This window comes from Seohaeicola sp., from assembly GCF_048006315.1.
GTDB lineage: Bacteria > Pseudomonadota > Alphaproteobacteria > Rhodobacterales > Rhodobacteraceae > Seohaeicola.
In genome coordinates, this window is record NZ_CP180350.1 from 3,957,934 (window position 1) to 3,982,759 (window position 24,826).

Here is a 24,826-nt window from a genome sequence, read left to right on the forward strand (position 1 = left end):
TGATGCAGACAGTTGCGGCAGCCGTGACCATGGTGCGGGATGATGCGTTCTTTCTGAATGCGTGGTTGCGCCACTATGGCGGCCTGTTCGGGCGCGAGAATTGCTACGTGGTCAATCACGGGCGCGGCGATATCGTCAACGATCTGGCGAAAGGCTGCAATATCATCGGGATACCGGGCGATCCTCACAAGAATTTCGACATGAAGCGCTGGCGGCTTCTGAACAATCTGGTGGCGGGGCTGAAATCCTATTACAGCCATGTGATCGTCGGGGATGTCGATGAACTGGTGGTGATTGATCCCGCCAAGGGGCAAAATCTGCTTGAATACCTTGCCGTAACGCCCGAAAAACAGGTGATAACCCCGCTTGGGCTGGAAGTGATCCACCGCATCGACCAGGAGCCCGATCCGGTCACCGACCGGATCATCGGTCCGCGACGCCATGTACGCGTGGCGCCGCATTATTCCAAACCCTGCATCGTCTCGACCGGGACCAAGATCGCGCGGGGCGGGCATTACACCCAGTATGCCAAGCTGCATGCGCCGGATGAGCTCTATCTGCTGCATCTGAAATTCTGCGATTTCTCGGCCTATGCCGAGGTGATGGACCGCCGCAATGCCACCACGGCCGAGGTGGGCGGCGATGTGAAGGACACCGCCATCGGACGGCACTGGTTCGCCGAGGCGCGCGGCGAGGATCGCGCGGTCTTCGAGGCGTTCGCCGGTCTGGACATGGTCGAGGGTTTCGACATGACCCCCTATCGCCGCAAGATGCGCCGCAGCTTTCGCCCGCGTGGCGATACGGGATTTTATTGTTTCGACAGGCCGGATTACAAGCAGCAGTTCATCTTGCCGGAACGGTTCGTCGGCGTGGTCTGAACCGGGTCAGCCCCGGTCCAGAAAGGCGCGCAGCGCGGCCAATGTGTCTTGCGGCGCGGTGTCCGGGAAGAAATGCCCGCCCGGCACGGTGCCTGTCCGCAGGTCGGTGCAGCGGTCGGCCCAGGTGGCCGGCACGTCATAGGCCCGCGCCATGGCTCCGTCGGCCCCGTAAAGGACCAGTGTCGGGCAGGTCACGCGGCGGTCAAGGTCCGCCCCGTCCAGCGCCAGATCGTATTGGATCGCGGCGCGGTAATCGTTGCACATGCCCCGGATCGTGTCGGGGTCACGCCATGATGCGCGATAGGCGGCCAGCTGCGCGGGATCGAAATCCTCCAGCGTGGCACCGCCCCATCCCAGCAGGCAGGAATGGTAGTAGAAATCCGGGTCCGCCCCGATCATGGTTTCGGGAAAGGGTTCGGGCTGTGCCAGGAAAAACCAGTGATAATAGGCTTTTGCAACCTGGTATGAAAGTTGCGTCAGCAGCATGTGGGTGGGGATGATATCCATCACCGTCAGGCTGTTCACCCGCTCGGGCGCATCCAGCGCGATCCGGTGCGCGGTGCGCGCGCCCCGGTCGTGCCCCACAAGGTCGAACCGGTCATGGCCCAGATGATCCATCAGCGCCAGGATGTCGCCGCCCATGGCGCGAAAGCTGTAATCGGCCACATCGACTGGCTTGCCGGATTTGCCATAGCCACGCAGGTCGGGGCAGATCACGCGCCGCCCTTGCGCCAGCGCGGGCGCAATATGCGCCCACATGGCCCGTGTCTGGGGAAAGCCGTGCAGCAGCACAAGCGGCGCGCCGTCGCCGCCCGCACCATAGGCCACATCGACGCCGTCGTTGTTGAAGATCGCTTCGGAAAAACCTGATATCATGACAGTTTATCCAGAACCCGCGCCCAGCTGCGGATGCCCTTGTGGAAACATTCCATGTCGTATTTCTCGTTCGGGGAATGGATCTGGTCATCGTCGCGACCAAAACCCGCAAGGATCGATTCCATGCCCAGGATCGACTGGAAATAACCTGCGATCGGGATCGAGCCGCCGCAGCCGACATAAGAGGCGGGCGTGCCCCATTCCTCGGTCAGGGCGTGGCGGGTCTGTTCGAACAAGGGATGGTCGATCTGCATCTGGCTTGCGGCAGCGCCGCCCAGTTCCTTCCATTCCACGCGGCAATCGGGCGGTAGTTGTGCCGTCACCCAGTCGCGGAAATTGCGGCTGATCGCGTCGGGATCCTGCTGGCCGACCAGGCGGAAGCTGATCTTGGCATGGGCCTCGGCCGGTAGCACGGTCTTGAACCCCTCGCCGGTATAGCCGCCCCATATGCCGTTGATCTCCGCCGTCGGGCGCGACCAGATCATTTCCAGCGGGGTGCGGTCATCCTCGCCCGCGGGCTGCGACAGGCCCACATCGCCCAGGAAGGTCGCGTGATCGAAGGCCAGGTTCTGCCACTGCGCGCGGATCGCGTCGGGCAGTTCGGGGACGCCTTCATAGAAACCCGGCACGGTGACATGGCCATGATCGTCATGCAGACCGCCCAGGATGCGGGTCAGCACGCGGATCGGGTTGATCGCGGGGCCGCCATACATGCCCGAATGCAGATCGCGCGTGGCGGCGTGGATGGTGAATTCCTCGCGCGCCATGCCGCGCAGCATGGTGATGATCGCGGGCGAGGTGTCCTGGAACATGCCGGTGTCGCAGATCAGCGCCACATCCGCACGCAGCTCGTCGGCATTGTCGCGCAGGAAGGGGATGAGGGACGGAGAGCCTGATTCCTCCTCGCCCTCGAACAGGAAGGTGATGCGGCAGGGCAGGCTGCCGTTCACGGCCTTCCAGGCGCGGCAGGCCTCGAGGAAGGTCATCAGCTGGCCCTTGTCATCGGCCGCCCCGCGCCCGCGGATCACCTTGCCCTTGGGCGTATCCTCGACGCGTGGATCAAACGGATCCGAATGCCACAGCGACAGCGGATCGACAGGCTGCACGTCGTAGTGGCCGTAGAACAGAACATGCGGGCTGTTTTCGGGACCATCGACATGGCCCACCACCATCGGATGGCCCGGCGTGGGCCGGACGCTGGCGGTGATTCCCATGCTGGCCAGATCGCTGACCAGCCATTCGGCCGCGGTCTGGCAATCGGCCTTGAAGGCCGGGTCGGTCGAGATCGAGGGGACGCGCAGCAGGTCCAGCAAACGATCGGTCGCGGCCGGCAGGTCCGCGTCGATGCGGGCAAGTACGTCTTTCAGCGGCATAGGGGTCCTTTCCGTGCAGTCTTGCGCCCGGTGCGGGGCATTTGCCGCAGACCGTAGCAGGCCTGATCCCGCTGTCCAGAGACCAGGTGCGACCCTTTGCGCCCATGGTCCCACGGGCACTGGAAAGCAGCGTTGAAGGTGCTATCCCCTTGATGCAGATCAAAGCGGCGCGGCAGCGGCAATTTGTAACCTGTTGCATGGAATGGTCTGAAACTATATCCATTCCAAATTGGCTATATGGGCCTCGGGGCCGTCCCGCCCTGGCGGGTCAAGACGAAAGAAGGGGGATGCCGGTGGATTATTCAGCCCAGCTGGATCAGGCGATCAACAACCTGCACAAGGAAGGCCGTTACCGCACCTTCATCGATATCGAGCGTCAGCGCGGGCATTTTCCGCATGCCGTGTGGCGCAAGCCCGATGGAACGGAGGCGCCGATCACCGTTTGGTGCGGCAATGATTACCTGGGCATGGGGCAGCACCCGGCGGTTCTGGCCGCGATGCACGAGGCGCTGGATGCGACCGGTGCGGGATCGGGCGGCACGCGCAACATCTCGGGCACGACGGTCTGGCACAAGCGGCTGGAAAAGGAACTGGCCGACCTGCATGGCAAGGAAGCGGCGCTGCTGTTCACCTCGGCCTATATCGCCAATGATGCCACGCTGAGCACGCTGCCCAAGCTGTTCCCCGGCCTGATCATCTATTCGGATGCGCTGAACCATGCCTCGATGATCGAGGGCGTGCGCCGCAACGGTGGGGCCAAGCGCATCTTCCGCCACAATGACGTGGCCCATCTGCGCGAGCTGCTGGCCGCCGACGATCCGAAAGCGCCCAAGCTGATCGCCTTCGAATCGGTCTATTCGATGGATGGCGATTTCGGCCCGATCGAGGCGATCTGCGATCTGGCCGACGAATTCGGCGCGCTGACCTATATCGACGAGGTCCATGCCGTGGGCATGTACGGCCCGCGCGGCGCCGGGGTGGCGGAACGCGACCGGCTGATGCACCGGCTGGACATCATCAACGGCACGCTGGCCAAGGCCTACGGCGTGATGGGCGGCTATATCGCGGCCTCGGCCAAGATGTGCGACGCGATCCGCTCCTACGCGCCGGGCTTCATCTTCACCACCTCGCTGCCGCCCGCGATCGCGGCGGGGGCCGCGGCGTCGGTGGCGCATCTCAAGCGCGATCATGCCCTGCGCGAGCAGCACCAGACGCAGGCGAAGATCCTCAAGACCCGGCTCAAGGGGCTGGGGCTGCCGATCATCGACCATGGCAGCCATATCGTGCCGGTGATCGTGGGCGACCCGGTGCATACCAAGAAGCTGTCGGACATGCTGCTGGACGGCTACGGCATCTATGTCCAGCCGATCAACTTCCCGACCGTGCCGCGCGGCACCGAAAGGCTGCGCTTCACGCCCTCGCCGGTGCATGGACCCAAGGAGATGGACCGCCTTGTGCACGCCATGGACGCGTTGTGGTCGCACTGTGCGCTGAATCGCGCCGAAATGAGCGCCTGATTATCGATAGAGTGTAAATGTGCTTGTGCTGTGTTACCGTTAGCTCAAGAAAGAGTGAGACTCGAATCGGGGATGGTGCGAGTCTGAAACCTCAAGCAACGGGGCAGCGGGCATGATCGGGCGCAGATTCACCCGAAAGGTCGAGGAAAAGGTTGTCGAGCCGAAGGGCTTCGACGATTACGATCTGCGTCTGGGTGACCTGATGCGCGGCGAGCGCGCAACGATGGGCAAATCGCTTCTGGATGTGCAGCGCGAATTGCGGATCCGTGCCGCCTATATCGCGGCGATCGAGAATTGCGATCCCTCTGCCTTTGACACCCCCGGTTTCATCGCGGGCTACGTGCGCTCTTACGCGCGCTACCTGAACATGGACCCCGATCAGGCCTTTGCGGCCTTCTGCGCCGAAAGCGGCTTTTCCACGGCACATGGCATGTCGGAGGCGGCATCCTCGGCGCGCAAGGCGCCCGTGGCCCGGCAGGCGCCCAGCGTGCGCGATCCTTTCGCGGCGCCGACGACGCCCTTCGCCCCGGCCAAGGATGCATTTTTCAGCCAGATCGAACCGCGCGCCGTGGGATCGACGCTGGTCCTGCTGATGCTGATCGGCACGATCGGCTATGGCGGCTGGTCGGTGCTGAACGAGGTGCAGCGCGTGACCTTCGCCCCGGTCGAGAATACCCCCGATGTGCTGAGCGATCTTGATCCGCTTCAGGCGGCACCCGCAGCCCCGCGCGCCGGCACGGGCACCGACAGTTTCGCCGCCGCCGACAGCGTGGCCGCGCGCAATGACGCGCTGTCGCGGATGTACCGCCCGCAGGCGCTTGATGTGCCGGTGCTGGTCGCCCGCGACGCACCGATCGCAACGATCGACCCTTCGACGGTGGGCGCCTTCGCGGATCGCGCCCCGAACGAGCGCAGCCTTGCCGCGATCGAGCCCGATGCCAGCGCGCCCCTGCCGTTCGGCCCGCAGATGCCGCAGGTCGTTGCCGATCCGGCCCCTGGGGTCGAGATGGTGGCCGTGCGGTCCGCATGGGTTCGTGTGAACGCCGCCGATGGAACGGTGATCTTCGAAGGGATCATGGAGGCGGGCGACCGCTATGCCGTGCCGCCGACGGAAGATCCCGCGCTGCTGCGGGTAGGCGAATCCGGTTCGGTCTATTTCGCGGTGAACGGTCAGCATTACGGCCCGGTCGGCCCGCGTGGCACGGTGACCTCGAATGTCGAACTGTCGGTTGATCATGTAACCGCGACCTACGAGGTTGCGGACCTTCAGACCGATGTGGATCTGGCCCGCACCGTGGCCGAGGCCCAGCAGGCCGTGACCGTCACCGACTGATCCGCACCGATTGGCGCTGTGGGACGATTGCGGCGCAGCCTGTCGCGCGGTATGATCACGCCAACAGGCGATGATGCGCCGCGCGTGAACAGGAAATTCCATGTCTCTCAATCACATCCGCCCCTGGCGCAATATCTATCGCCGCAAAAGCCGCCAGATCCATGTGGGGCGTGTGGCCGTGGGGGGCGATGCGCCGATCTCGGTGCAGACGATGACCAACACGCTGACCACCGATGTGGCGGCAACCGTGGCGCAGATCAATGCGGCGGCCGAAGCAGGGGCCGACATCGTGCGCGTGTCCGTGCCGGATCAGGACAGCTCGCGCGCGCTGCGCCAGATCGTGCGCGAGGTCGATGTGCCGATCGTGGCGGATATCCATTTCCACTACAAACGCGGGATCGAGGCCGCCGAGGCAGGGGCCGCCTGCCTGCGGATCAATCCCGGCAACATCGGTGATGCCGCCCGCGTGCGCGAGGTGATCAAGGCCGCGCGTGACAACAACTGTTCGATCCGGATCGGTGTGAACGCGGGGTCGCTGGAAAAGCACCTGCTGGACAAATACGGCGAGCCTTGCCCCGATGCGATGGTGGAATCCGGCATGGATCACATCAGGATCCTGCAGGACAACGATTTTCACGAGTTCAAGATCAGCGTGAAGGCCTCGGACGTGTTCATGGCAGCCGCCGCCTATCAGCAACTGGCCGAGGCAACGGATGCGCCGATCCATCTGGGCATCACCGAGGCGGGCGGTTTCGTGTCCGGCACGATCAAGTCCGCCATCGGTCTGGGCAACCTGCTGTGGATGGGCATCGGCGACACGATCCGCGTGTCCCTGTCCGCCGATCCGGTGCAGGAGGTCAAGGTCGGGTTCGAGATCCTCAAGTCGCTGGGCCTGCGCCATCGCGGCGTCAACATCATCTCGTGCCCGTCCTGCGCGCGGCAAGGGTTTGACGTGATCAAGACCGTCGAGATCCTTGAAAAGCGGCTGGAACACATCAAGACGCCCATGAGCCTGTCGATCATCGGCTGCGTGGTCAACGGGCCAGGCGAGGCGCTGATGACCGATGTCGGTTTCACCGGTGGCGGGGCAGGGTCCGGCATGGTCTATCTGGCGGGCAAGCAAAGCCACAAGCTGGGCAATGACGGCATGATCGAACATATCGTCGAACAGGTCGAAAAACGCGCCGAGGCGATCGAGGCCGAGAAGAAGGCCGAGGCCGCGTCCGAAGCCGCCGAATAGCGCGGTTAGCGGGTCAGGTAGCGTTCAAGCACAACCGGCGGGATATGGCCCTGCAGCATCATCCGCGGCAGGACATAGGCGGGCAGGTCCGTCAGTTCCAGCTCTGCGGCAAGGGCCGCGGCATCCTGCTCTGACAGCCGGAACAGGGTCACGCGCAGGTCATGGGTTTCCGCCATGGTGCGCAGGTCCGCCGCCGCGCGGTCGCAATCGGCGCAATCCTCTGCGGTGAAAAGGGCGATACGCCTTTCGGCCGTGGCCGGTCCGAAGCCCTCATGCGCGGGATCGAAAAGGCGCGGTGCCAGCCGGTCCAGCCGCGCGATATCGTCCGAGACCGCCTGCTCATAGGCCGATGGTGGCGTGAGGGCGCGCGTAACCAGTTCGGGTTCATCAAGCAAAAGCCTGCGGATTTCGGCCCCAAGGGCGGCACGGTCCTGCGGGGTGAATGCCGGGGTATCGGCGCGGGCTTGCAGCGCGACCGACAGGCACGCGGCGATGGCCGCCGCGCTTGCCCGGAAGGCGTGCCCGGTCATGTCGGCCTGTCCCGCCTCAGTCCTTGCGGGCTTCGGCGACAAGGCGCTGCATGTCGGCAAGGGGCATGTAGCCGCGCAGCAGCTGATCCTCCAGCACGAAGGTGGGCGTACCGCTGATCTGCAGACGGCCCGCCAATGCGTGATTGGCCGCGATCACCTGCGTGACCTCGTCGCTGGTCATGCGCGCCATGACCGCGCCTGCGTCCAGATCCAGCTCGCCTGCCATGCGTTCCAGCGCCTCGGGGGTGATGTTGCCCCGGTAGCCGATCAGCATGTCATGCGCCGCCTTGTAGGCGTCGTCGCCCGCGATCTGCTTGACCGCGATGGCAAAACGCGAGGACAGCACCGACTCTTCGCCCAGGATCGGGAATTCCTTGAGGATGAAGCGGATATTGCCGTCGGATTCCAGCAGTTGCTCCACCTCGGGATGGGCGCGGCGGCAGAAACCGCAGCGGTAGTCGGTGAATTCTATCAGGGTGATATCACCATCGGGATTGCCACCCACCCAGGAATGCCCGTCATTCAGCAGCGCATCGCTATTGGCGCGGACCATTTCGACGTCGCCCATGGCCTGTGCCTGGGCCTGGCGCTGTTCGAGGATGGCGACCGCCTCCATGATGACTTCGGGATTGTCCAGCAGATAGGCGCGGATCTCGTCACGCAGGGCGCTGCGCTCGGGGTCGGACATGTTGGTGATGTCAAAGGCTTGCGCCGGGGCGGTCAGGGCCAGGAAAGCGACAGCCGCCCCGAAGGTTGCAGCGCGAAAAGGGTGCGTCATGAAAATCATCTCCGTTGTTTGGCGGCGGCTTCGGCGGCAAAGACCACATCCTGCGCGCGATTGAAAGGGGCTGATCCCCGTGGCAAAAGGCCCGTGGCCCGATTGGCGTGGATCAGCGCATCGGGCAGGCGGCCTTGCAGGGCAAAGCGTTCCGCCGTTACCAGCGCGGCCATTCCTTCCTGGCCGGTCCTGGCATAGGCCACGGCCAGGTCGCGCAGCATCGCGGCATTGCGGAAATCCCGGTCGCGCGACGCGCTCAGCGGGTCCAGCGCGGCCTTGGGCTGTCCGGCGGCCAGCAGCGCGCGGCCATAGCCTGCCTGGATCAGCGCATTGCGCGGGGCCAGAGTGGCGGCCTGCCGATAGGCGGCAACGGCGGCCTGGAACTGCCGGCTTTCCAGCAGGATCTGGCCGCGCAGGTCATGCACGAAAGGATCGCTTGGCCGCATGGCCACCAGACGGTCGGCGGCGGCGATGGCGCGGGCGGGGTCTGGCGTGCGGTGCCATGCCACGGCCTCGCGCATCAGGGCGATATCGGCGGTGCCGCTTTGATCCAGACGGTCCAGTGTCCAGCGCGGCGCGCGCAGGAAGGCCGACAGCTTGCCGTTGATGCGCGCGAACCAGTAGGCGGCATCGGGATCGCTGCGCACCTCGCCGCGCCGCGCCTGGATATAGGCCTCGACCGCGCGCAGACGATCACGCGACAGCGGATGGGTGCGGGCGTAGGGGTCCTGACGGCCCTGTGACAGAACCTCTTGCCCGCGAAATATGCTCAGCACGTCGGAAAAACCCTGCGGATCAAGGCCCGCCCGCTCCATGTAGCGCAACCCGTTGCTGTCGGCGGCGCTTTCCTCGGCCCTTGTATGGGACATGAAGATGCGCTGCGCCGACCCGCTGACGCCAAGCCCCAGCCCCGCCGCCGCATCGCCCCGGCCCGAGGCGGCGGCCGCGGCGGCGGCAAGGGCCACGCCCAGCCCCGAGATGGTATTGGCCCGCTGCAGGTTCTGCGCCCGCCGCGCCATGTGACCGTTGGCGATATGGGCGGCCTCATGGGCGATAACCGATTGCAGCATCGCGGCGGTCTTCATACGCAACAGAAGGCCCGAATGGATGAAGATGTGATTGTTGTCGACGATGAAGGCGTTCAGCGTATCGTCCTGGATGACCAGCACCCGCACGGAATTGGGCGACAGCCCCGCCGCCTGCAGCACGGGGCGCGCCAGTTCGGACAGGGCATGTTCGATATCGGCATCGCGGATCAGCGTCGCGGCCCCGGCCTGCAGGGTCATCGCCAGCCAGATCACCGCCGTCGCGATCAGATGTCCAAGCTGCCGTTCGCGCCTCTGCATTGACCTGCCCGCCATTTCCCTGTGAATTGCCGCCTCAACGGGCAGCATAGGAAAGAAGCGATGCGAAACTCAAGGCGCGGGGCGGTCGATCCCTTCATTGTGATGGATGTGATGGAGGCGGCGCGCGCCGCCGAGGCCGCAGGCCGCCACATCATCCACATGGAGGTCGGCCAGCCGGGAACGCCCGCGCCGCAAGGGGCGCGGGATGCGCTGGCGCGGGCCATGCAGACCGATGCGCTGGGATATACCGTGGCGCTGGGGCTGCCGGCCCTGCGGGCCCGCATCGCGCAGCTTTACGGGCAATGGTACGGCATCGATCTGGATCCCGCGCGGGTGGTTGTCACCTCGGGGTCGTCGGCGGGCTTCATCCTGGCCTTCACGGCCTTGTTCGACAGTGGCGACAAGGTCGGCATCGGCGCACCGGGCTATCCCAGTTACCGCCAGATCCTGCGCGCGCTGGGGCTGCAGCCGGTCGATCTGCCCACGTCGGCCGAAAACCGGTTCCAGCCGGTTGCCGCCGATTTCGCAGGGATGGACCTGGCCGGGCTGATGGTGGCCTCGCCCGCGAATCCCACCGGCACGATGCTGGACCGCGACGCGCTGTCGGCGCTGATCCATGCCGCCCATGGGGCAGGTGCCGCCTTCATCAGCGACGAGATCTATCACGGCATCGAATACGAGGCGAAAGCCGTGACCGCGCTTGAGATCAGCGACGACGTCTATGTGATCAACTCGTTCTCCAAGTATTTCAGCATGACGGGCTGGCGCGTGGGCTGGATGGTGGTGCCGCCCGACCATGTGCGGGTGATCGAACGGATCGCGCAGAACATGTTCATCTGCCCGCCCCATGCCAGCCAGATCGCCGCACTGGCGGCGATGGATTGCGATGATGAATTGCAGGCCAACATGGATATCTACCGCGAGAACCGCCGCCTGATGCTGGAGGGTCTGCCAAAGGCCGGATTTGACCGGATCGCGCCGCCGGACGGGGCCTTCTACGTCTATGCCGATGTCAGCCACCTGACCGATGACAGCCGCGCCTTTGCTGCGGAAATTCTTGAAAAGGCGGGCGTGGCCGTAACGCCGGGGCTGGATTTCGACCCCGTGCGCGGGGGCGGGACGCTGCGGTTTTCCTACGCGCGCGCCACGGCGGATATCATCGAGGGGCTGGCCCGGCTGGAACGGTTCATGCAGGGGAAGGGTCATCTTTGAAGTCAGCCTTCGTTCTTGTGTTTGCCCTGTTTGCGGGCCTTGCCGTTGCCGACCGGTCCCCGGCCTTGCCGGCGGATGCAATAGCTGTCGAAGTGGACCCGATGCCGCAGCGCGCCCCTGCGGTGATCATGTTGGGCGGGTCCGAAGGGGGGCGGTTCGGGGCAGGCCATCCGATGACGGTCAGCCTGCGCGCATCCGGGTTTCACGTGGTCAGGGTGGCCTATTTCGGTGCGCCCGGAACGCCGCGGCACCTGGACCGGATCGCACTGGACCCGTTCGACGATCTGATCGCCGCGCTGGCGACAGACCCGGTCGTGGATGCGCGCTGTCTGTTTGTGCTTGGTGCATCCAAAGGGGGCGAACTGGCGCTGTTGCTGGCGGCCGATAATCCGCGCCTGACGGCTGTGGCGGCATTGGTGCCCGCGCATGTGGTGTTCCAGTCCAGCCGGATTTCCCCGCGCCGTCAGTCGTCATGGCGACGCGGCGATGTGCCCTTGCCCTTCGTGCCCTATCCTGTCCTGAATCCCGCGACCCTGCGCGGCGTGCTGGGCCTGTCCGGCTACCGCGAGATGCACATGCGGGCGCTTGAGGACGAGACTGCCGTTGCCGCAGCCGCGATCCCGGTCGACCGGATCGTGGCGCCCTTGTTTCTGGCCTATGCGCCGGATGATCGGGTCTGGCCATCGGACATCATGGTTCGATCCATCGTCACGCGGCTGGCGGGGGCAGGGCGGCCGGCCCCGCTGATCCATGCCGCCCCCGATCATTTCGTGCTGAACCATCGTGACAGCCGTGCCGCCGTGCTGGCGTTTCTGACCGCGCAGGCCGGATCGCTGGGATGCCTGAACTGACACCGGCCTCACTGGTGCCAAAGCGGTCTTCCGATATACGGCAAATCTGATAGTCTGCCGGCAGAGCCGGATGAACTGGCCAGAGGCGATGGATGAGCAGAATAGTGAAGGTGATTGCAGCGGTTGCGCTGCTATGGGCGATGGGGCTGGCCGCCGTGGCGCAGGCCCAATCCGCCGATTTCAACGCGCTGGCGCGTGTAGATGCGGCCCAGAGCCGCCTGACCCAGGCCGAGGACCGCGTGACGCTGGATCTGGCGCTGTCGCAGGGCGTGCCCTACCGCGCCTATACGCTGGAGGCTGCGGGCGATGTGCCGCGCCGCCTTGTGCTGGATTTCCGCGAAGTGGACTGGCAGGGGATCACGCCAGAGGCGCTGGGGCAGGCCGAGGCGATTGGCGGCCTGCGGTTCGGCGCGGTACGGCCCGGCTGGTCGCGGATGGTGCTGGATCTGGCAAGGCCCCTTGTGCTGGATCAGGCGGGGTTGCGGATCCTGCCCGATAGCGGCGCGGCGCGGCTGCGCATCGTGCTGCGCGCGGCAAGTGCGGAAGAGTTCGCGGCCCTGTCGGGCGCGCCGCATGATCCGGCCTTCGATCTGCCTGCGCCGGAACCCGTCGACCGTACCGCGCGGCCACGCGTGGGCGAGGGGCCGCTGGTCGTGGTGCTGGACCCCGGCCATGGCGGCATCGATCCGGGCGCGGAACGCGACGGGCTGTCCGAGAAGGAACTGATGCTGACCTTCGCACGGGAATTGCAGGACGTGCTGGTGCGCGACGGCAATTTCGAGGTGGTGCTGACGCGTACGGATGACAGTTTCGTCTCGCTGGACCGGCGGGTGGCGCTGGCCCATGCGATGGGGGGGCAGGTCTTCATCTCGTTGCATGCGGATGCACTGTCCGAGGGGCAGGCCCATGGCGCGACGGTGCATCTGTTGTCCGACAGCGCCTCGGATGCGGCTTCGGCCACGCTGGCGGAACGGCATGACCGCGATGACCTGCTGGCCGGCATCGACCTGACAGGGCAGGACGATCAGGTGGCGGGCATCCTGATGGACCTGGCCCGGCAGGAAACGCAACCCCGCGCCGAACGGCTGGCGCTGGCGCTGGTTGCGGGGATAGGCGGGGCGGAATTGCCCCTCAACAGCCGCCCGGTGCGGCGCGCGGCCTTTTCGGTGCTCAAGGCGGCCGATATCCCGTCGATCCTGCTGGAGGTGGGGTTCCTGTCCAGCCCGCGCGACCTGAAGAACCTGCGCGATCCGGCATGGCGGCTGCGGATGGCCGAGGCGATCCGCGAGGGGCTGACCCTCTGGGTGGCCGAGGATGCGATCCTGTCGGATCTGGTGCGGCAATAGACCCTGGGATGGCGGGCGGATCGCCGCCAGTCGTCGCGGGTTCTTGTTTTGACCCTGTCGCGGTGGACGGGTATAGAGTGGGGCGACATGTTCAGAGGCGCCGTGTGATCAGATTTATCCTTTCCACCCTTGGCGGGGTATTCACCTTCGTGACGCTCGGCATCTTCGCCGTGGCGGTCAGCATCGGTGCGGTTTTCTATATCTACGGCCGCGACCTGCCCAGCCATGAAAGCCTGGCGCAATACACGCCCCCCACCATCAGCCGCATCTATTCGGCCGAGGGGCGGATCATCGACGAATTCGCCAAGGAACGCCGCCTGTTCACCCCGGCCGCCGAGATTCCCGACCTGATCAAGCAGGCCTTCATCTCGGCCGAGGACAAGAATTTCTACATCCACAAGGGCTATGACGCGCGCGGCATCGCGGCGGCGGTCTATGACGCTGTCGCCTCGCGCGGGAAGGATGTGCGTGGCGCCTCCACCATCACGCAGCAGGTGATGAAGAACTTCCTTCTGGGGGGCGAACGCGCCGCCGAGCGCAAGATCAAGGAAATCATCCTTGCCACGCGCCTTGAAGAGACGCTGAGCAAGGAACGCATCCTCGAGCTTTATCTGAACGAGATTTTCCTTGGCCAGAACTCCTATGGCGTGACAGCCGCGGCGCTGACCTATTTCAACAAGCCCCTGCGCGACCTGGCCCCGCATGAGGCCGCATTCCTTGCGTCATTGCCCAAGGCGCCGTCGGATTATCATCCGGTCCGGCGGGCCGACCGCCTGCTGGCGCGGCGCAATTTCGTGCTGCGCGAGATGTTCGAGAACGGATATCTGACCGAAGCGGTCTATCAGGCCGAGGTGGCGATGCCGCTGCGCTCGGTGCAGGCGGGTGACTTCGAGACGTTCCGCGCGGCCCTGCCGCCGCGCGACTATTTCACCGACGAGATCCGGCGTCAGCTGTCGGTCGATTTCGGCGAGGATGAATTCTTTTCCGGCGGCATGACCGTGCGCGCCACGATCGACCCCGACATGCAGGTCGATGCCGCCCGCGCGCTGCGCCGGGCGCTGGAAACCTATGACCGTGAAGGCGGGGTCTGGCGTGGCACCGGGCGCAAGCTGCCGCCCGAAGAGATGGCCGAGTGGTGGACCGCGCTGGAAAAGATCGAGGTGCCGCGCGACATCGACCTGAACGGGCGATGGTATCCCGCCGTAGTGCTGGAACTGTCGGGCAACGAGGCCCGTCTGGGGATCGAGGATCAGCCGGGCGATACCCATGTGATCACGGCGAACGACGTGACCTGGGCGCGCAAGCTCTTGCCCGATGGCAAGCTGGCGCGCCGCGCGCAGGTGCCTTCCGACCTGCTGGAGGTGGGTGATATCGTGCTGGTGCGCGCCATCACATCCGACAGCGACGGCAGTTTCGTGCGCTGGAGCCTGCGCCAGGTGCCCGAGGTGCAGGGCGGTTTCATGGCGATGGACGTCAACACGGGCCGCGTGATCGCCATGCAGGGCGGCTTCAGCTACCAGGATTTGGTGTTCAACCGCGCCACCCAGGCGCGCCGTCAGCCCGGCTCGAGCTTCAAGCCCTTTGTCTATGCCGCAGCACTGGACAGCGGTTACAGCCCGGCGACGATCGTCGTCGATGCCCCGATCGAGATCAACACGCCGCAGGGCCTCTGGCGTCCGCGCAACTCCTCGAACCAGTATTACGGCCCCACGCCGCTGCGGACAGGCATCGAACAGTCGCGCAACCTGATGACCATCCGCCTTGCGCAGGAAGTGGGGATGGACATCGTCGCCGACTATGCCGAGAAATTCGGCGTCTATGACAACATGGGCCGGTTCCTGGCAAACTCGCTTGGGTCCGAGGAAACCACCCTGTTCCAGATGGTCGCCGCCTATGCGATGTTCGCCAATGGCGGCGAACGGGTGCTGCCGACCCTTGTGGACCGGGTGCAGGACCGTTTCGGGCGCACGATCTATCGCCATGATCAGCGCAACTGCGTCGATTGCCTGGTGCCCGGCATCCCGCAAGGGCAGGCCCCCCGGATCGACACCAACCGCGAGCGGGTGATGAACGCGATCACGGCCTATCAGCTGACGTCGATGATGACGGGTGTGGTCGAACGCGGCACCGCCGCGCGGACCGTGGGTCTCAGCGTGCCTGTCGCGGGCAAGACCGGCACGACGAACGATGCCAAGGATGTGTGGTTCGTGGGCTTTACCAGCAATATCGTGGCGGGCTGCTATATCGGTTACGATCAGCCGCGCCCGCTGGGCCGTGGCGCCTCGGGCGGGGGGATGTGCGGCCCGGTGTTTCAGGAATTCATGCAGGAAGCGACCAAGAAATATGGTGGCGGCCCCTTCATCGTTCCGCCGGGCGGGCGTTTCATCAAGATCGACCGTTTCACCGGTGCGCCCCTGCCGGACGATGCCACCGGCGATTTCGTCGTGGCGGAATATTTCCGCGATGGTGAAGAGCCTGTGTTTGGCGTGATGTTCGATGGTGGTTTCGCCATGGGATCGAACCTGCCCCTGGTGCAGGAAGCGCAGGCCCGCGTTGGTCGGCAGGTGACCACATCGACCGGGCAGACCGCCACCGTCGGGCCGAAGGCCGATTTCGGCACCGTGTCATCGGGCGGCCTCTACTAGCGTTTACAGCGGCCCGATCCGGGCCCCACGCTTGCCCCGGCGCGATGGCTGGTCTATCAGGCGGGGTGATCATCCGATCCGCTTATCCACGTGATCCATCCAGCAGGAAGACCCATGCGCGCCGAGGTTCAGAACACGATTGCCGAGATCCAGAAATCGCTGGAGCTGCTGCGCCAGCGCATGGATTGGGAGATGGCCCCCCATCGGCTTGAGGAATTCAACGCCCGTGTCGAGGATCCGACCCTCTGGGACGATCCCGAAAAGGCGCAGGCGCTGATGCGGGACCGTCAGAACCTTGTCGATGCGATCGACACGGTCAAGGGGATCGCGCAGGAATTGCAGGACAATATCGACCTGATCGAACTGGGCGAGATGGAGGACGATGCCGAGGTCGTCCGCGATGCCGAGGCCGCGCTGAAGGCGCTCAGGGCCAAGGCCGCCGAGAAGGAGCTGGAAGCGCTGCTGGATGGCGAGGCGGACGGGAACAACTCGTTTCTGGAAATCAACGCGGGTGCGGGCGGCACCGAAAGCTGCGACTGGGCCAGCATCCTGGCGCGGATGTATGTCCGCTGGGCCGAAAGCAAGGGCTACAAGGTCGAGATGCAGTCCCAAAGCCCGGGCGAAGAGGCGGGGATCAAATCGGTCACCTACAAGATCTCGGGTCACAATGCCTATGGCTGGCTGAAATCGGAATCGGGTGTGCACCGCCTTGTCCGCATCAGCCCCTATGACAGCGCGGCGCGGCGGCATACCTCGTTCTCGTCGGTCTGGGTCTATCCGGTCGTGGATGACAACATCGAAATCGAAGTTGCCCCCAATGACATCCGCATCGACACCTACCGGTCGTCTGGCGCGGGCGGGCAGCATGTGAACACCACCGATTCGGCGGTGCGGATCACGCATATTCCCACGGGGATCGTCGTGACCAGTTCCGAAAAGTCCCAGCACCAGAACCGCGACATCGCCATGAAGGCGCTGAAATCGCGCCTCTACCAGCTGGAGCTGGACAAGCGCAACGCCGCCATCAACGAGGCGCATGCCGCCAAGGGCGAGGCCGGATGGGGCAACCAGATACGGTCCTACGTCCTGCAGCCCTACCAGATGGTCAAGGATCTGCGCACCGGCTACGAGACCTCGGATACCGCAGGCGTGCTGGACGGTGATCTGGACGGGCTGATGGCCGCGACGCTGGCGATGGATGTCTCGGGCAAGAGCCGCGCCGAGGCGCAGGCCGAGGGCTGAATACCGCTTGATCCTTCACAAGTTATCTGTCGAAACTGATCTGCAGAGGGGCAGGGAGGGTTTCCGATGGACGATCTGATAAATCGCGACGCGCTGGAGCTGTCGTCGATGCTGGAGACGCGCCAGATCAGCGCGGTCGAGCTGATGCAGGCGACGCTGGATCAGATCGGACGGGTCAATCCGGGCGTAAATGCCGTGGTCAGCCTGCGCGACGCCGATACCCTGCTGGCCGAGGCGCGCGCCGCCGACGACGCCCCGCGCAAGGGCTGGCTGCATGGGATCCCGCTGGCGGTCAAGGACCTGGCCGATGTGGCGGGGTTGCCGACCTCGATGGGATCGCCGGCCTTTGCCGGGAATGTTCCCGTTGCCGATTGCGGGATGGTCGCCCGGATGCGCAGCGCGGGCGGGCTTTTCATCGGCAAGACCAACACGCCCGAATTCGGGCTGGGCAGTCACACCTTCAACCCGGTGCATGGCGCGACATACAACCCCTATGACAGCGGGCGCACGGTGGGCGGGTCCTCCGGCGGGGCGGCGGCGGCGCTGGCGGCGCGCATGCTGTCCGTGACCGACGGGTCCGACATGATGGGATCGCTGCGCAACCCTGCCGGCTGGTGCAATGTCTACGGGATGCGCCCCAGCTGGGGCCGTATCCCTGCTGATCCGGTGGGCGATACCTTCCTGCATCCGCTGGCCACGCTGGGGCCGATGGGGCGCAGCCCGCGCGACATGGCCGCTCTGCTTGAAGTGCAGGCCGGCCCCAACCCCCGCGTGCCCTTCGGCCTGCCGAAACAGGGCTATCTGGACGGGATCGACGCCGATGTGAAAGGCCGCCGCATCGGCTGGCTGGGCAGTTGGGGCGGGGCCTATCCGATGGAGCCGGGGATCCTGCCGCTGATCGAGGGGGCTTTGACGGGTTTCAGCGACATGGGCTGTATCGTCGAGGCGGTCGATGCGCCGTTCAGCGCCTCCGAGATCTGGGACAGCTGGGTGGCCCTGCGCGCCTTTGCCAATCTCGGCCGACTTGATGCGAGCTATTCCGATCCGGTCAAGCGCAAGCTTCTGAAACCCGAGGCGATCTGGGAAATCGAGACAGGTCTGTCGCTGAGCCCGTTGCAGATCCACCGTGCCAGCCTGACCCGCTCGCGCTGGTATGCCAAGGCCGCCGAATTGTTCGACACATATGACGCGCTTGTGCTGCCCTCGGCGCAGCTATGGCCCTTCCCGGTGGAATGGGACTGGCCCAAGGATATCGCAGGTCAGCCGATGGACACCTATCACCGCTGGATGGAGGTCGTGATCCCCGTCAGCCTGATCGGTCTGCCCGCCGTCTGCGTGCCTGCAGGCTTTGGCGCGGCGGGTGGTCCCGGCGCGGGCCTGCCCATGGGGATGCAGATTTTCGGCCGCCACGGCGACGATGCGGGGCTTTTGCAACTGGCGCAGGCCTGGCACCGCGCCACCGACTGGCCGAACCAAAGACCCCCCGCGCTGTCCTGAGGCTTGCTTTTCGCGGCATTTGCGGGTCTCATCCGCAGATACCGGAATGTGACGGGGAGGGACCATGCCGGATACGCCCAAGGAAGGACTGCCCGATATCGGGGCGGTCAGCTTTGCAACGCTGACCGAGGCGCTCAGGCGTGGCTGGTCGGACATGCGCCGCGCGCCGCTTTACGGTCTGTTCTTCGCCTCGGTCTACGTGGCGCTGGGGCTTGTTCTGGCGGCTATCACATGGGCCACGGGCAAGACCTATTGGCTGGTCTTTGCCGCCGTGGGCTTTCCGCTGGTCGGCCCTTTCGCCGCCGTGGGGCTTTACGATGTCAGCCGCCGGATCGAACAGGGCCGCCCGCTGATCATGTCCGAGATCCTCAGCGTGGTCTGGCGGCAATCGCGACGGCAACTGCCCTCGATTTGCGCGATCATCATCATGGTCTTCCTGTTCTGGTTCTTCCTGGCGCATATGATCTTTGCCCTGTTCCTGGGCCTGTCCACGATGACCAATATATCAAGCTCTTACGGGGTGTTCCTGACGCCGAATGGCATGGCGATGCTGGCCGTGGGCACGGTGGTGGGCGGCATTTTCGCGATGCTTCTCTACATGATCACGGTGATCGCCCTGCCACTGCTCCTTGAGCGCGAGGTGGATTTCGTGACCGCCATGATCACCAGTTTCCAGTTCGTGCTGGCCAATCCCGTGCCGATGCTGGCCTGGGCCGCGCTGATCGCGGGGCTGACTTTCGCGGCGATGCTGCCGGGCTTTCTGGGGCTGTTCCTGGTGCTGCCGCTGCTGGGGCATGCGACCTGGCATCTTTACCGGCTGGTGACCCAGACTGCATGAAAAAAGGCGCGCAAGGCCCTGTGCCCACGCGCCTTTTCGTTAATGGTTGATCTTGTCAGGCCGCGCCGCCGCGCGACAGGGCGGCGACACCGGTGCGCGCCACTTCCAGCAGGCCCAGGGGCCGCATCAGTTCGGCGAAGGCGTCGATCTTTTCGGGCGCGCCGGTGATTTCGAACACAAAGCTCGACAGGGTGCTGTCCACCACATTGGCGCGGAAGATATCGGCCAGACGCAGCGCCTCGACCCGCTTGTCGCCGGTGCCTTCGACCTTGAACAGCGCCAGCTCACGCTCGACCGAGGCACCTTCGACCGTCAGGTCATGCACCTCGTGGACGGGCACGATCCGGCCCAGCTGCGCCTTGATCTGTTCGATCACCTGCGGCGTGCCGGTGGTCACGATGGTGATGCGGCTGAGGTGTCCGGCATGGTCGATCTCGGCCACGGTCAGGCTTTCGATGTTGTAGCCGCGCCCGGAAAACAGCCCGATCACGCGGGCCAGAACGCCCGCCTCGTTATCGACAATCACCGCCAGGGTGTGGCGTTCTTCTACATCCGAGAAGTTGGGCCGCAGGTTATAGGCCGAATGCTTGGTCGAGCCCTTCTTGATCTGTAGTGCAGACATGGTCTTGGTCCTTTGATGACGTCAGGGGCAGGGGTCCGATGTTCCGGGGAACGATCAGACCATCACGGCGCCTTTCGATCCGATGGCATCCTTGGTGCTGGCCTCGCCCAGCAGCATCTTGTTGTGCGGCTCGCCCGATGGGATCATGGGGAAGCAGTTCTCGTGCTTTTCCACCAGGCAGTCGAAGATCACCGGCCCGTCGTAATTGATCATCTCCATGATCGCATCGTCCAGGTCGTCGGCATCCTTGCACAGGATCCCCTTGCAGCCGAAGGCCTCGGCCAGCTTGACGAAATCGGGTAGGGATTCGGACCAGCTGTGCGAATAGCGCTCGCCATGCAGCAGTTCCTGCCACTGGCGCACCATGCCCAGGCGTTCGTTGTTCAGGATGAATTGCTTGACGGGCAGGTTGAACTGCATCGCCGTGCCCATTTCCTGCATGTTCATCAGCCAGGACGCCTCACCGGCCACGTTGATCACCAGCGCGTCCGGGTGCGCCATCTGCACACCGATCGACGCCGGGAAGCCATAGCCCATCGTGCCCAGACCGCCCGAGGTCATCCAGCGGTTCGGATCCTCGAAGTTCAGGTATTGGGCAGCCCACATCTGGTGCTGGCCCACTTCGGTGCAGATGTAGCGATCATGCCCCTTGGTCAGCTCTTCCAGGCGCTTGAGGGCGTATTGCGGCTTGATGACCTTGCCCTTCTGTTCGAACTTCAGGCAGTCCACCTTGCGCCATTCGTTGATCTGGCTCCACCATTTGGCCAGACCTTCCTTGTTGGTCTTGCGGCCACGCGCCTTCCAGATCTTCAGCATGTCTTCCAGAACATGGGCCACATCGCCCACGATCGGGATGTCGACACGGATCACCTTGTTGATCGACGAGGGGTCGATGTCGATATGCACCTTCTTGGAATTGGGGCTGAAGGCATCGACGCGCCCGGTGATGCGGTCATCGAAGCGTGCGCCGATGTTGATCATCAGGTCGCAGCCGTGCATGGCCATGTTCGCCTCGTAAAGACCGTGCATGCCCAGCATGCCCAGCCAATGCGTGCCCGATGCGGGATAGGCGCCCAGGCCCATCAGGGTCGATGTGATGGGAAAGCCGGTCCCCTCGACCAGTTCGCGCAGCAGCTGGCTTGCGCCGGGGCCCGAGTTGATCACGCCGCCGCCGGTATAGAAGATCGGGCGCTTGGCGGTCTCAAGTGCGGCCACCAGTTCGGTAATCGCTTCCAGATCGCCCTTGACCTGCGGCTGATAGCGGCGGCTGCCGCCTTTCTGCGGCGCCTGGTAGGTGCCGGATGCGAATTGCACGTCCTTGGGAATGTCGACCAGCACCGGGCCGGGACGGCCGGCGGTTGCGACGTGAAATGCCTCGTGCAGGGTGGCGGACAGCTTCTCGGTGTCCTTGACCAGCCAGTTGTGCTTGGTGCAGGGGCGCGTGATGCCCACGGTATCGGCTTCCTGGAAGGCATCGTTGCCGATCATGAAGGTCGGCACCTGGCCGGTCAGCACCACGATCGGGATACTGTCCATCAGCGCGTCCGTCAGGCCGGTCACCGCGTTGGTGGCACCGGGGCCCGAGGTCACCAGAACCACGCCGGGCTTGCCCGTCGCGCGGGCATAGCCTTCGGCTGCGTGAACCGCGCCCTGTTCGTGGCGCACCAGGATGTGCTGAATCTCGTTCTGCTGGAAGATCTCGTCGTAAATCGGCAGCACCGCGCCGCCGGGATACCCGAATACGACGTCCACACCCTGATCCTTGAGGGCCTGAACCACCATTCTCGCTCCGGTCATCTGACGTGTCATGTGCTTTGCTCCGTTGTCGACGTCATCCATTCGCATAAAAAAGCCCCCGATTTTGTCGGGGGCGCATGGGGTACCTTGAGGGTGTCCGTTACCGGCCCATGCGCCATTTCCTTACGATGATCACTAGCGGTGTCATTGCCATCGGCTCCTTCGTGCGTGGCGGGACATTATGAGTGCTGCAGGGCAGCGTCAACCGTCAATCGGGTGAATTTAATGTCGCGGGGGTGAATTATTTTGTATCTTTATTACGTTTTGGGGCCTTGAAACGTCAGGAAAAGAATTATGAGGCCCTGAATGCGGCCAAAATGACCGATGCCGCAGCCACAAGGGGCGCGGCATCCGACCGAGTGCGGTCAAGCCAGTGGGATCAGGAGCGGGCGGGAACCGAGCCGGGAAGCGAGATATTGGCGACCTGTTCGGCGATCGGATCGGTCGACAGCGGATGCATCTCTGCCGAATAATCGGCCGGATCGCGCATCTTCTGCCAGTTGCCGCCGACATAGAGTTCAAGGCCCGAGAATTTTGCCTTGTATCCCATCTTGGGGCTGCCGGGGACCCAGTAGCCAAGGTAGACGTAGGGAAGGCCGGCTTCGCGCGCGATGCGGATATGATCCAGGATGATATAGGTGCCCAAGCTGTCGCCGGGCCGGTCGGGCTGGTAGAAGGAATAGACCATGCTGACCCCGTCATCCAGAACGTCGGTCAGGCAGACCGCCGCCAGATCGCGCGAGCGCGTGTCATGGTATTCGATCACGCGGGTGCGGATCGGCGTTTCCTCGATCATGGCGGCGAATTCGAACACATCCATGTCGGCCATGCCGCCATCGGCATGACGGCTGTCCAGATAGCGGCGGAACAGGTCATACTGATCCTCGGTCGCCCAGGGGCTGGTGGCGCGGCGCTCCAGCGTGGCGTTGCGTTTGATCGTCCGCTTCTGGCTGCGCGAGGGCAGGAAATCGGCCACCCGGATCCGGGCGGACAGGCAGGCCGCGCAATCCGAGCAGGACGGGCGATAAAGCACGTTCTGCGACCGGCGGAATCCCTGCTTGGACAGGCTGTCGTTCAGCCGTTCGGCACCTTCGCCCTGAAGTGCCGTGAACAGCTTGCGCTCCATCCGCCCATCGAGGTAGGGGCAGGGCTGCGGGGCCGTCACGTAGAATTGTGGCGCTATAGGCAGGGTGTGACGCATGATATCCCTTGGTCCGGCTGTAGCGGGACGATAGCAACGAAGTCTCCATCCGCCAAGAGTTGAATAAAGACCACGTTAACGTCGCGCGCGTTGCCATGCTGCGCGCGACGTGTCGGGGATATCCCGGGGCCGCGAAAGGCCGGTCAGGTGGCTGCCGCGCGGTTCAGGGCGACGCTGCCCAGAAGGTGATCGGTCAGGCCCTGACCACGGGCCGTGGTCATCATCAGTACCACGGAAATTACCTGCAACACCGGCAGCGCGAAGGAAAACGATGTGCCCAGCGTATGCAGGGTGGCAAGCCCCAGGCCGAACCTTTCGCCCTGCGCGGTGCGGAATTCGATCGCCATCAGGCGCATCCCCCATGTGGCCGAGCGGTTGGCGATGGTGATGACCCTGTAGGCAAAGCCGACCATCAGCATCAGCAGCGGAAAGAAGAACAGCCCCGTGAAGGCCGTGAAGGGCAGGATCAGCAGGCAGATCAGTGCGATCAGCACTGTATCGACCAGCCAGGCCAGCAGCCGCTTCATCGGCACATCGGCATAGAATTCGGGCTGTGTCACGGGATCGGGCAGATGCAGGGGCTGGTAGGTCATGCATGGCTCGCAAGGCAAGGGGGATGTGAAGGCCGCAGGCGCGGGGCCTGCGGCGGTGCGTGTGTCGGTCAGGCTCAGGCCTTGTCGCTGTCCTGATCGGCCGCGTCTTCCGCCTTGCGCGGGGTGGCGGCGGCGCGGGCGCGGTCGGCCATGAACTCGTCGAACTCGGCCTTGTCGCGGGCTTCGCGCAGACGCTGCAGGAAGCTTTCGAAGTTGTGCTGCTCTTCCTCCAGACGACGCAGGGTGTCGGCCTTGTAGTTGTCAAAGGCGGTATTGCCCGACGAGGACATGGCCGAGATGCCATGACGGGTCATCGAACGGGTACGGCAGGATTTTCCAAACATGCGCTTGCTCCAGATCATATACGCCAGAATGGCCAGGCCAACCGGCCAGAAAAAGATGAACCCCAGCACCATGGCTGCGATCCAGGCGCCTTTGCCCTTGGCGTCAAGCCAGGCTTCGGCGCGGGACAGCCAGCCCATCGGCTGGGTGCGGGGGGCGGAATAATGCAGTGCGGTATTCATGGGGCTCTCCGTTTTCGGGTTGATGTAAATTCCTTTCACATACCCAAGATCGGAAGCGCCCCTGCGCATTGCAAGGGGTAATGTGAAAGAAATTTACATTACCCAAATCAGGACGGGAAATCAGCCAGTTGCGCGCCGGTCAGGCGGTGCAGCACGGCGGGGGCGATGGGAAAAATGTGATGCGGCGTGCCTGCCGCGGCCCAGACAATGCCGAATTCCATCAGCCGCGGGTCCAGAAAGGCACGGATCGGGGTCAGGTGGCCGACGGGTGCGACCCCGCCGATGGCAAAGCCCGTCTGCGCCCGGATCAATGCGGCATCGGCCTTGCCAAGCGCCTCGCCCGCCAGGGCGCTGGCGCGGGCGGTATCCACCTGATTGCCGCCGGCGGTCAGGAACAGCCAGGCCTGGCCGCTGTCCTGCCCTGCAAGGATGATCGACTTGACGATCTGGTCGATGTCACACCCTGCAACTGCGGCGGCCTGTGCGGCGGTGCGCGCCTCGCCCAGTTCATGGATGTCGGCGCTCAAACCTGCCTCTTCCAGCGCGCGGCGCACGCGGGCCATGCTTTTGCTCATGCGGAGCCTCCC

The 24,826-nt window shown here is 64.6% G+C and carries 22 protein-coding genes; 11 read left to right on the forward strand and 11 right to left on the reverse strand.

Annotated features, from left to right (window positions below):
• Positions 1-2: 2 nt before the first annotated feature.
• Positions 3-878 (forward strand): glycosyltransferase family 2 protein, encoded by an 876-nt coding sequence (locus ACMUJL_RS19580; protein WP_375573822.1) that lies wholly within the window; start codon positions 3-5, stop codon positions 876-878.
• A gap of 6 nt (positions 879-884) precedes the next feature.
• Here ACMUJL_RS19580 and ACMUJL_RS19585 read toward each other — a convergent pair whose 3' ends face one another.
• Complete coding sequence (locus ACMUJL_RS19585; RefSeq protein ID WP_375571560.1) at positions 885-1,754, reverse strand: alpha/beta fold hydrolase; 870 nt, start codon at positions 1,752-1,754, stop codon at positions 885-887.
• Positions 1,751-3,127, reverse strand: coding sequence for a M20/M25/M40 family metallo-hydrolase (locus ACMUJL_RS19590; protein ID WP_416914413.1), 1,377 nt, complete (start codon positions 3,125-3,127; stop codon positions 1,751-1,753). The genes ACMUJL_RS19585 and ACMUJL_RS19590 overlap by 4 nt, the downstream gene beginning before the upstream one ends.
• A 293-nt stretch (positions 3,128-3,420) precedes the next feature.
• On the opposite strand from ACMUJL_RS19590, the gene hemA reads away from it, so the two are divergent.
• The 3 genes from hemA (at position 3,421) to ispG (ending at position 7,217) form a co-directional block, all read left to right on the forward strand.
• Entirely contained in the window at positions 3,421-4,644 is a 1,224-nt protein-coding gene (gene hemA, locus ACMUJL_RS19595) for a 5-aminolevulinate synthase (protein ID WP_375571556.1), read from the forward strand.
• A 112-nt stretch (positions 4,645-4,756) separates the two neighbouring features.
• Entirely contained in the window at positions 4,757-5,977 is a 1,221-nt protein-coding gene (locus tag ACMUJL_RS19600) for a helix-turn-helix domain-containing protein (protein WP_375571554.1), read from the forward strand.
• A gap of 100 nt (positions 5,978-6,077) precedes the next feature.
• A complete protein-coding gene (ispG, locus tag ACMUJL_RS19605) occupies positions 6,078-7,217 on the forward strand; it encodes a flavodoxin-dependent (E)-4-hydroxy-3-methylbut-2-enyl-diphosphate synthase (protein WP_375571552.1) in 1,140 nt (379 codons plus the stop codon).
• Between the two features lie 5 nt (positions 7,218-7,222).
• On the opposite strand, the gene ACMUJL_RS19610 is transcribed toward ispG, so the two are convergent.
• The 3 genes from ACMUJL_RS19610 to ACMUJL_RS19620 are packed head-to-tail and all read right to left on the reverse strand — an operon-like array spanning position 7,223 to position 9,871.
• Positions 7,223-7,747 carry a disulfide bond formation protein DsbA gene (locus ACMUJL_RS19610; RefSeq protein WP_375571550.1) on the reverse strand — a complete coding sequence of 175 codons (525 nt, stop codon included), beginning with the start codon at positions 7,745-7,747 and terminating at the stop codon, positions 7,223-7,225.
• Positions 7,748-7,763: 16 nt separating this feature from the next.
• Positions 7,764-8,525: a DsbA family protein gene (locus ACMUJL_RS19615; protein WP_068293228.1), complete on the reverse strand. Its 762-nt coding sequence runs from the start codon at positions 8,523-8,525 to the stop codon at positions 7,764-7,766.
• A 5-nt stretch (positions 8,526-8,530) separates the two neighbouring features.
• Positions 8,531-9,871: a M48 family metalloprotease gene (locus tag ACMUJL_RS19620; protein WP_375571548.1), complete on the reverse strand. Its 1,341-nt coding sequence runs from the start codon at positions 9,869-9,871 to the stop codon at positions 8,531-8,533.
• 60 nt (positions 9,872-9,931) lie between these two features.
• Between ACMUJL_RS19620 and ACMUJL_RS19625 the strand changes: the two genes are divergently transcribed.
• The 7 genes from ACMUJL_RS19625 (at position 9,932) to ACMUJL_RS19655 (ending at position 19,502) form a co-directional block, all read left to right on the forward strand.
• Positions 9,932-11,083 (forward strand): pyridoxal phosphate-dependent aminotransferase, encoded by a 1,152-nt coding sequence (locus ACMUJL_RS19625; protein WP_375571546.1) that lies wholly within the window; start codon positions 9,932-9,934, stop codon positions 11,081-11,083.
• On the forward strand, positions 11,080-11,934 hold the full coding sequence (locus ACMUJL_RS19630; RefSeq protein ID WP_375571544.1) for an alpha/beta hydrolase family protein: 855 nt from the start codon (positions 11,080-11,082) through the stop codon (positions 11,932-11,934). Before ACMUJL_RS19625 ends, ACMUJL_RS19630 begins: the two co-directional genes overlap by 4 nt.
• 92 nt (positions 11,935-12,026) lie before the next feature.
• Positions 12,027-13,280 carry an N-acetylmuramoyl-L-alanine amidase gene (locus ACMUJL_RS19635; protein ID WP_416914414.1) on the forward strand — a complete coding sequence of 418 codons (1,254 nt, stop codon included), beginning with the start codon at positions 12,027-12,029 and terminating at the stop codon, positions 13,278-13,280.
• Positions 13,281-13,384: 104 nt separating this feature from the next.
• Complete coding sequence (locus ACMUJL_RS19640; RefSeq protein WP_416914415.1) at positions 13,385-15,925, forward strand: penicillin-binding protein 1A; 2,541 nt, start codon at positions 13,385-13,387, stop codon at positions 15,923-15,925.
• 114 nt (positions 15,926-16,039) lie between these two features.
• Entirely contained in the window at positions 16,040-17,167 is a 1,128-nt protein-coding gene (gene prfB / locus ACMUJL_RS19645; RefSeq protein WP_375571540.1) for a peptide chain release factor 2, read from the forward strand.
• A gap of 66 nt (positions 17,168-17,233) precedes the next feature.
• Positions 17,234-18,664, forward strand: a complete 1,431-nt coding sequence (locus ACMUJL_RS19650) for an amidase (protein ID WP_416914416.1) — start codon at positions 17,234-17,236, stop codon at positions 18,662-18,664.
• Between the two features lie 64 nt (positions 18,665-18,728).
• Positions 18,729-19,502 (forward strand): DUF2189 domain-containing protein, encoded by a 774-nt coding sequence (locus ACMUJL_RS19655; protein ID WP_375571536.1) that lies wholly within the window; start codon positions 18,729-18,731, stop codon positions 19,500-19,502.
• A 55-nt stretch (positions 19,503-19,557) separates the two neighbouring features.
• On the opposite strand, the gene ilvN is transcribed toward ACMUJL_RS19655, so the two are convergent.
• The 6 genes from ilvN to ACMUJL_RS19685 form a co-directional block, all read right to left on the reverse strand.
• Positions 19,558-20,124, reverse strand: coding sequence for an acetolactate synthase small subunit (ilvN, locus tag ACMUJL_RS19660; protein WP_068293160.1), 567 nt, complete (start codon positions 20,122-20,124; stop codon positions 19,558-19,560).
• Between the two features lie 54 nt (positions 20,125-20,178).
• A complete protein-coding gene (locus tag ACMUJL_RS19665; protein ID WP_375571533.1) occupies positions 20,179-21,933 on the reverse strand; it encodes an acetolactate synthase 3 large subunit in 1,755 nt (584 codons plus the stop codon).
• 367 nt (positions 21,934-22,300) lie between these two features.
• Positions 22,301-23,122 (reverse strand): arginyltransferase, encoded by an 822-nt coding sequence (locus ACMUJL_RS19670; protein ID WP_068293166.1) that lies wholly within the window; start codon positions 23,120-23,122, stop codon positions 22,301-22,303.
• A 143-nt stretch (positions 23,123-23,265) separates the two neighbouring features.
• The gene (locus ACMUJL_RS19675; protein ID WP_375571531.1) at positions 23,266-23,715 is read right to left on the reverse strand and encodes an RDD family protein; all 450 of its coding nucleotides are present in this window, start codon (positions 23,713-23,715) and stop codon (positions 23,266-23,268) included.
• A gap of 74 nt (positions 23,716-23,789) precedes the next feature.
• On the reverse strand, positions 23,790-24,239 hold the full coding sequence (locus tag ACMUJL_RS19680) for a DUF2852 domain-containing protein (protein WP_375571529.1): 450 nt from the start codon (positions 24,237-24,239) through the stop codon (positions 23,790-23,792).
• Positions 24,240-24,346: 107 nt separating this feature from the next.
• Complete coding sequence (locus ACMUJL_RS19685; RefSeq protein ID WP_375571527.1) at positions 24,347-24,814, reverse strand: YbaK/EbsC family protein; 468 nt, start codon at positions 24,812-24,814, stop codon at positions 24,347-24,349.
• Positions 24,815-24,826: the final 12 nt, after the last annotated feature.

Bases quoted from the DNA above. Each gene is read 5' to 3' on its own strand.
- ACMUJL_RS19610 (WP_375571550.1), bottom strand. From the start codon at position 7,747: ATGACCGGGCACGCCTTCCGGGCAAGCGCGGCGGCCATCGCCGCGTGC.
- ACMUJL_RS19620 (WP_375571548.1), bottom strand. From the start codon at position 9,871: ATGCAGAGGCGCGAACGGCAGCTTGGACATCTGATCGCGACGGCGGTG.
- ACMUJL_RS19635 (WP_416914414.1), top strand. From the start codon at position 12,027: ATGAGCAGAATAGTGAAGGTGATTGCAGCGGTTGCGCTGCTATGGGCG.
- ACMUJL_RS19590 (WP_416914413.1), bottom strand. From the start codon at position 3,127: ATGCCGCTGAAAGACGTACTTGCCCGCATCGACGCGGACCTGCCGGCC.
- ACMUJL_RS19615 (WP_068293228.1), bottom strand. From the start codon at position 8,525: ATGACGCACCCTTTTCGCGCTGCAACCTTCGGGGCGGCTGTCGCTTTC.
- ACMUJL_RS19670 (WP_068293166.1), bottom strand. From the start codon at position 23,122: ATGCGTCACACCCTGCCTATAGCGCCACAATTCTACGTGACGGCCCCG.
- ACMUJL_RS19625 (WP_375571546.1), top strand. From the start codon at position 9,932: ATGCGAAACTCAAGGCGCGGGGCGGTCGATCCCTTCATTGTGATGGAT.
- ACMUJL_RS19685 (WP_375571527.1), bottom strand. From the start codon at position 24,814: ATGAGCAAAAGCATGGCCCGCGTGCGCCGCGCGCTGGAAGAGGCAGGT.
- ACMUJL_RS19585 (WP_375571560.1), bottom strand. From the start codon at position 1,754: ATGATATCAGGTTTTTCCGAAGCGATCTTCAACAACGACGGCGTCGAT.
- ACMUJL_RS19600 (WP_375571554.1), top strand. From the start codon at position 4,757: ATGATCGGGCGCAGATTCACCCGAAAGGTCGAGGAAAAGGTTGTCGAG.
- ACMUJL_RS19650 (WP_416914416.1), top strand. From the start codon at position 17,234: ATGGACGATCTGATAAATCGCGACGCGCTGGAGCTGTCGTCGATGCTG.
- ACMUJL_RS19680 (WP_375571529.1), bottom strand. From the start codon at position 24,239: ATGAATACCGCACTGCATTATTCCGCCCCCCGCACCCAGCCGATGGGC.
- ACMUJL_RS19655 (WP_375571536.1), top strand. From the start codon at position 18,729: ATGCCGGATACGCCCAAGGAAGGACTGCCCGATATCGGGGCGGTCAGC.
- ACMUJL_RS19675 (WP_375571531.1), bottom strand. From the start codon at position 23,715: ATGACCTACCAGCCCCTGCATCTGCCCGATCCCGTGACACAGCCCGAA.
- prfB (WP_375571540.1), top strand. From the start codon at position 16,040: ATGCGCGCCGAGGTTCAGAACACGATTGCCGAGATCCAGAAATCGCTG.
- ilvN (WP_068293160.1), bottom strand. From the start codon at position 20,124: ATGTCTGCACTACAGATCAAGAAGGGCTCGACCAAGCATTCGGCCTAT.
- ispG (WP_375571552.1), top strand. From the start codon at position 6,078: ATGTCTCTCAATCACATCCGCCCCTGGCGCAATATCTATCGCCGCAAA.
- ACMUJL_RS19665 (WP_375571533.1), bottom strand. From the start codon at position 21,933: ATGACACGTCAGATGACCGGAGCGAGAATGGTGGTTCAGGCCCTCAAG.
- ACMUJL_RS19580 (WP_375573822.1), top strand. From the start codon at position 3: ATGCAGACAGTTGCGGCAGCCGTGACCATGGTGCGGGATGATGCGTTC.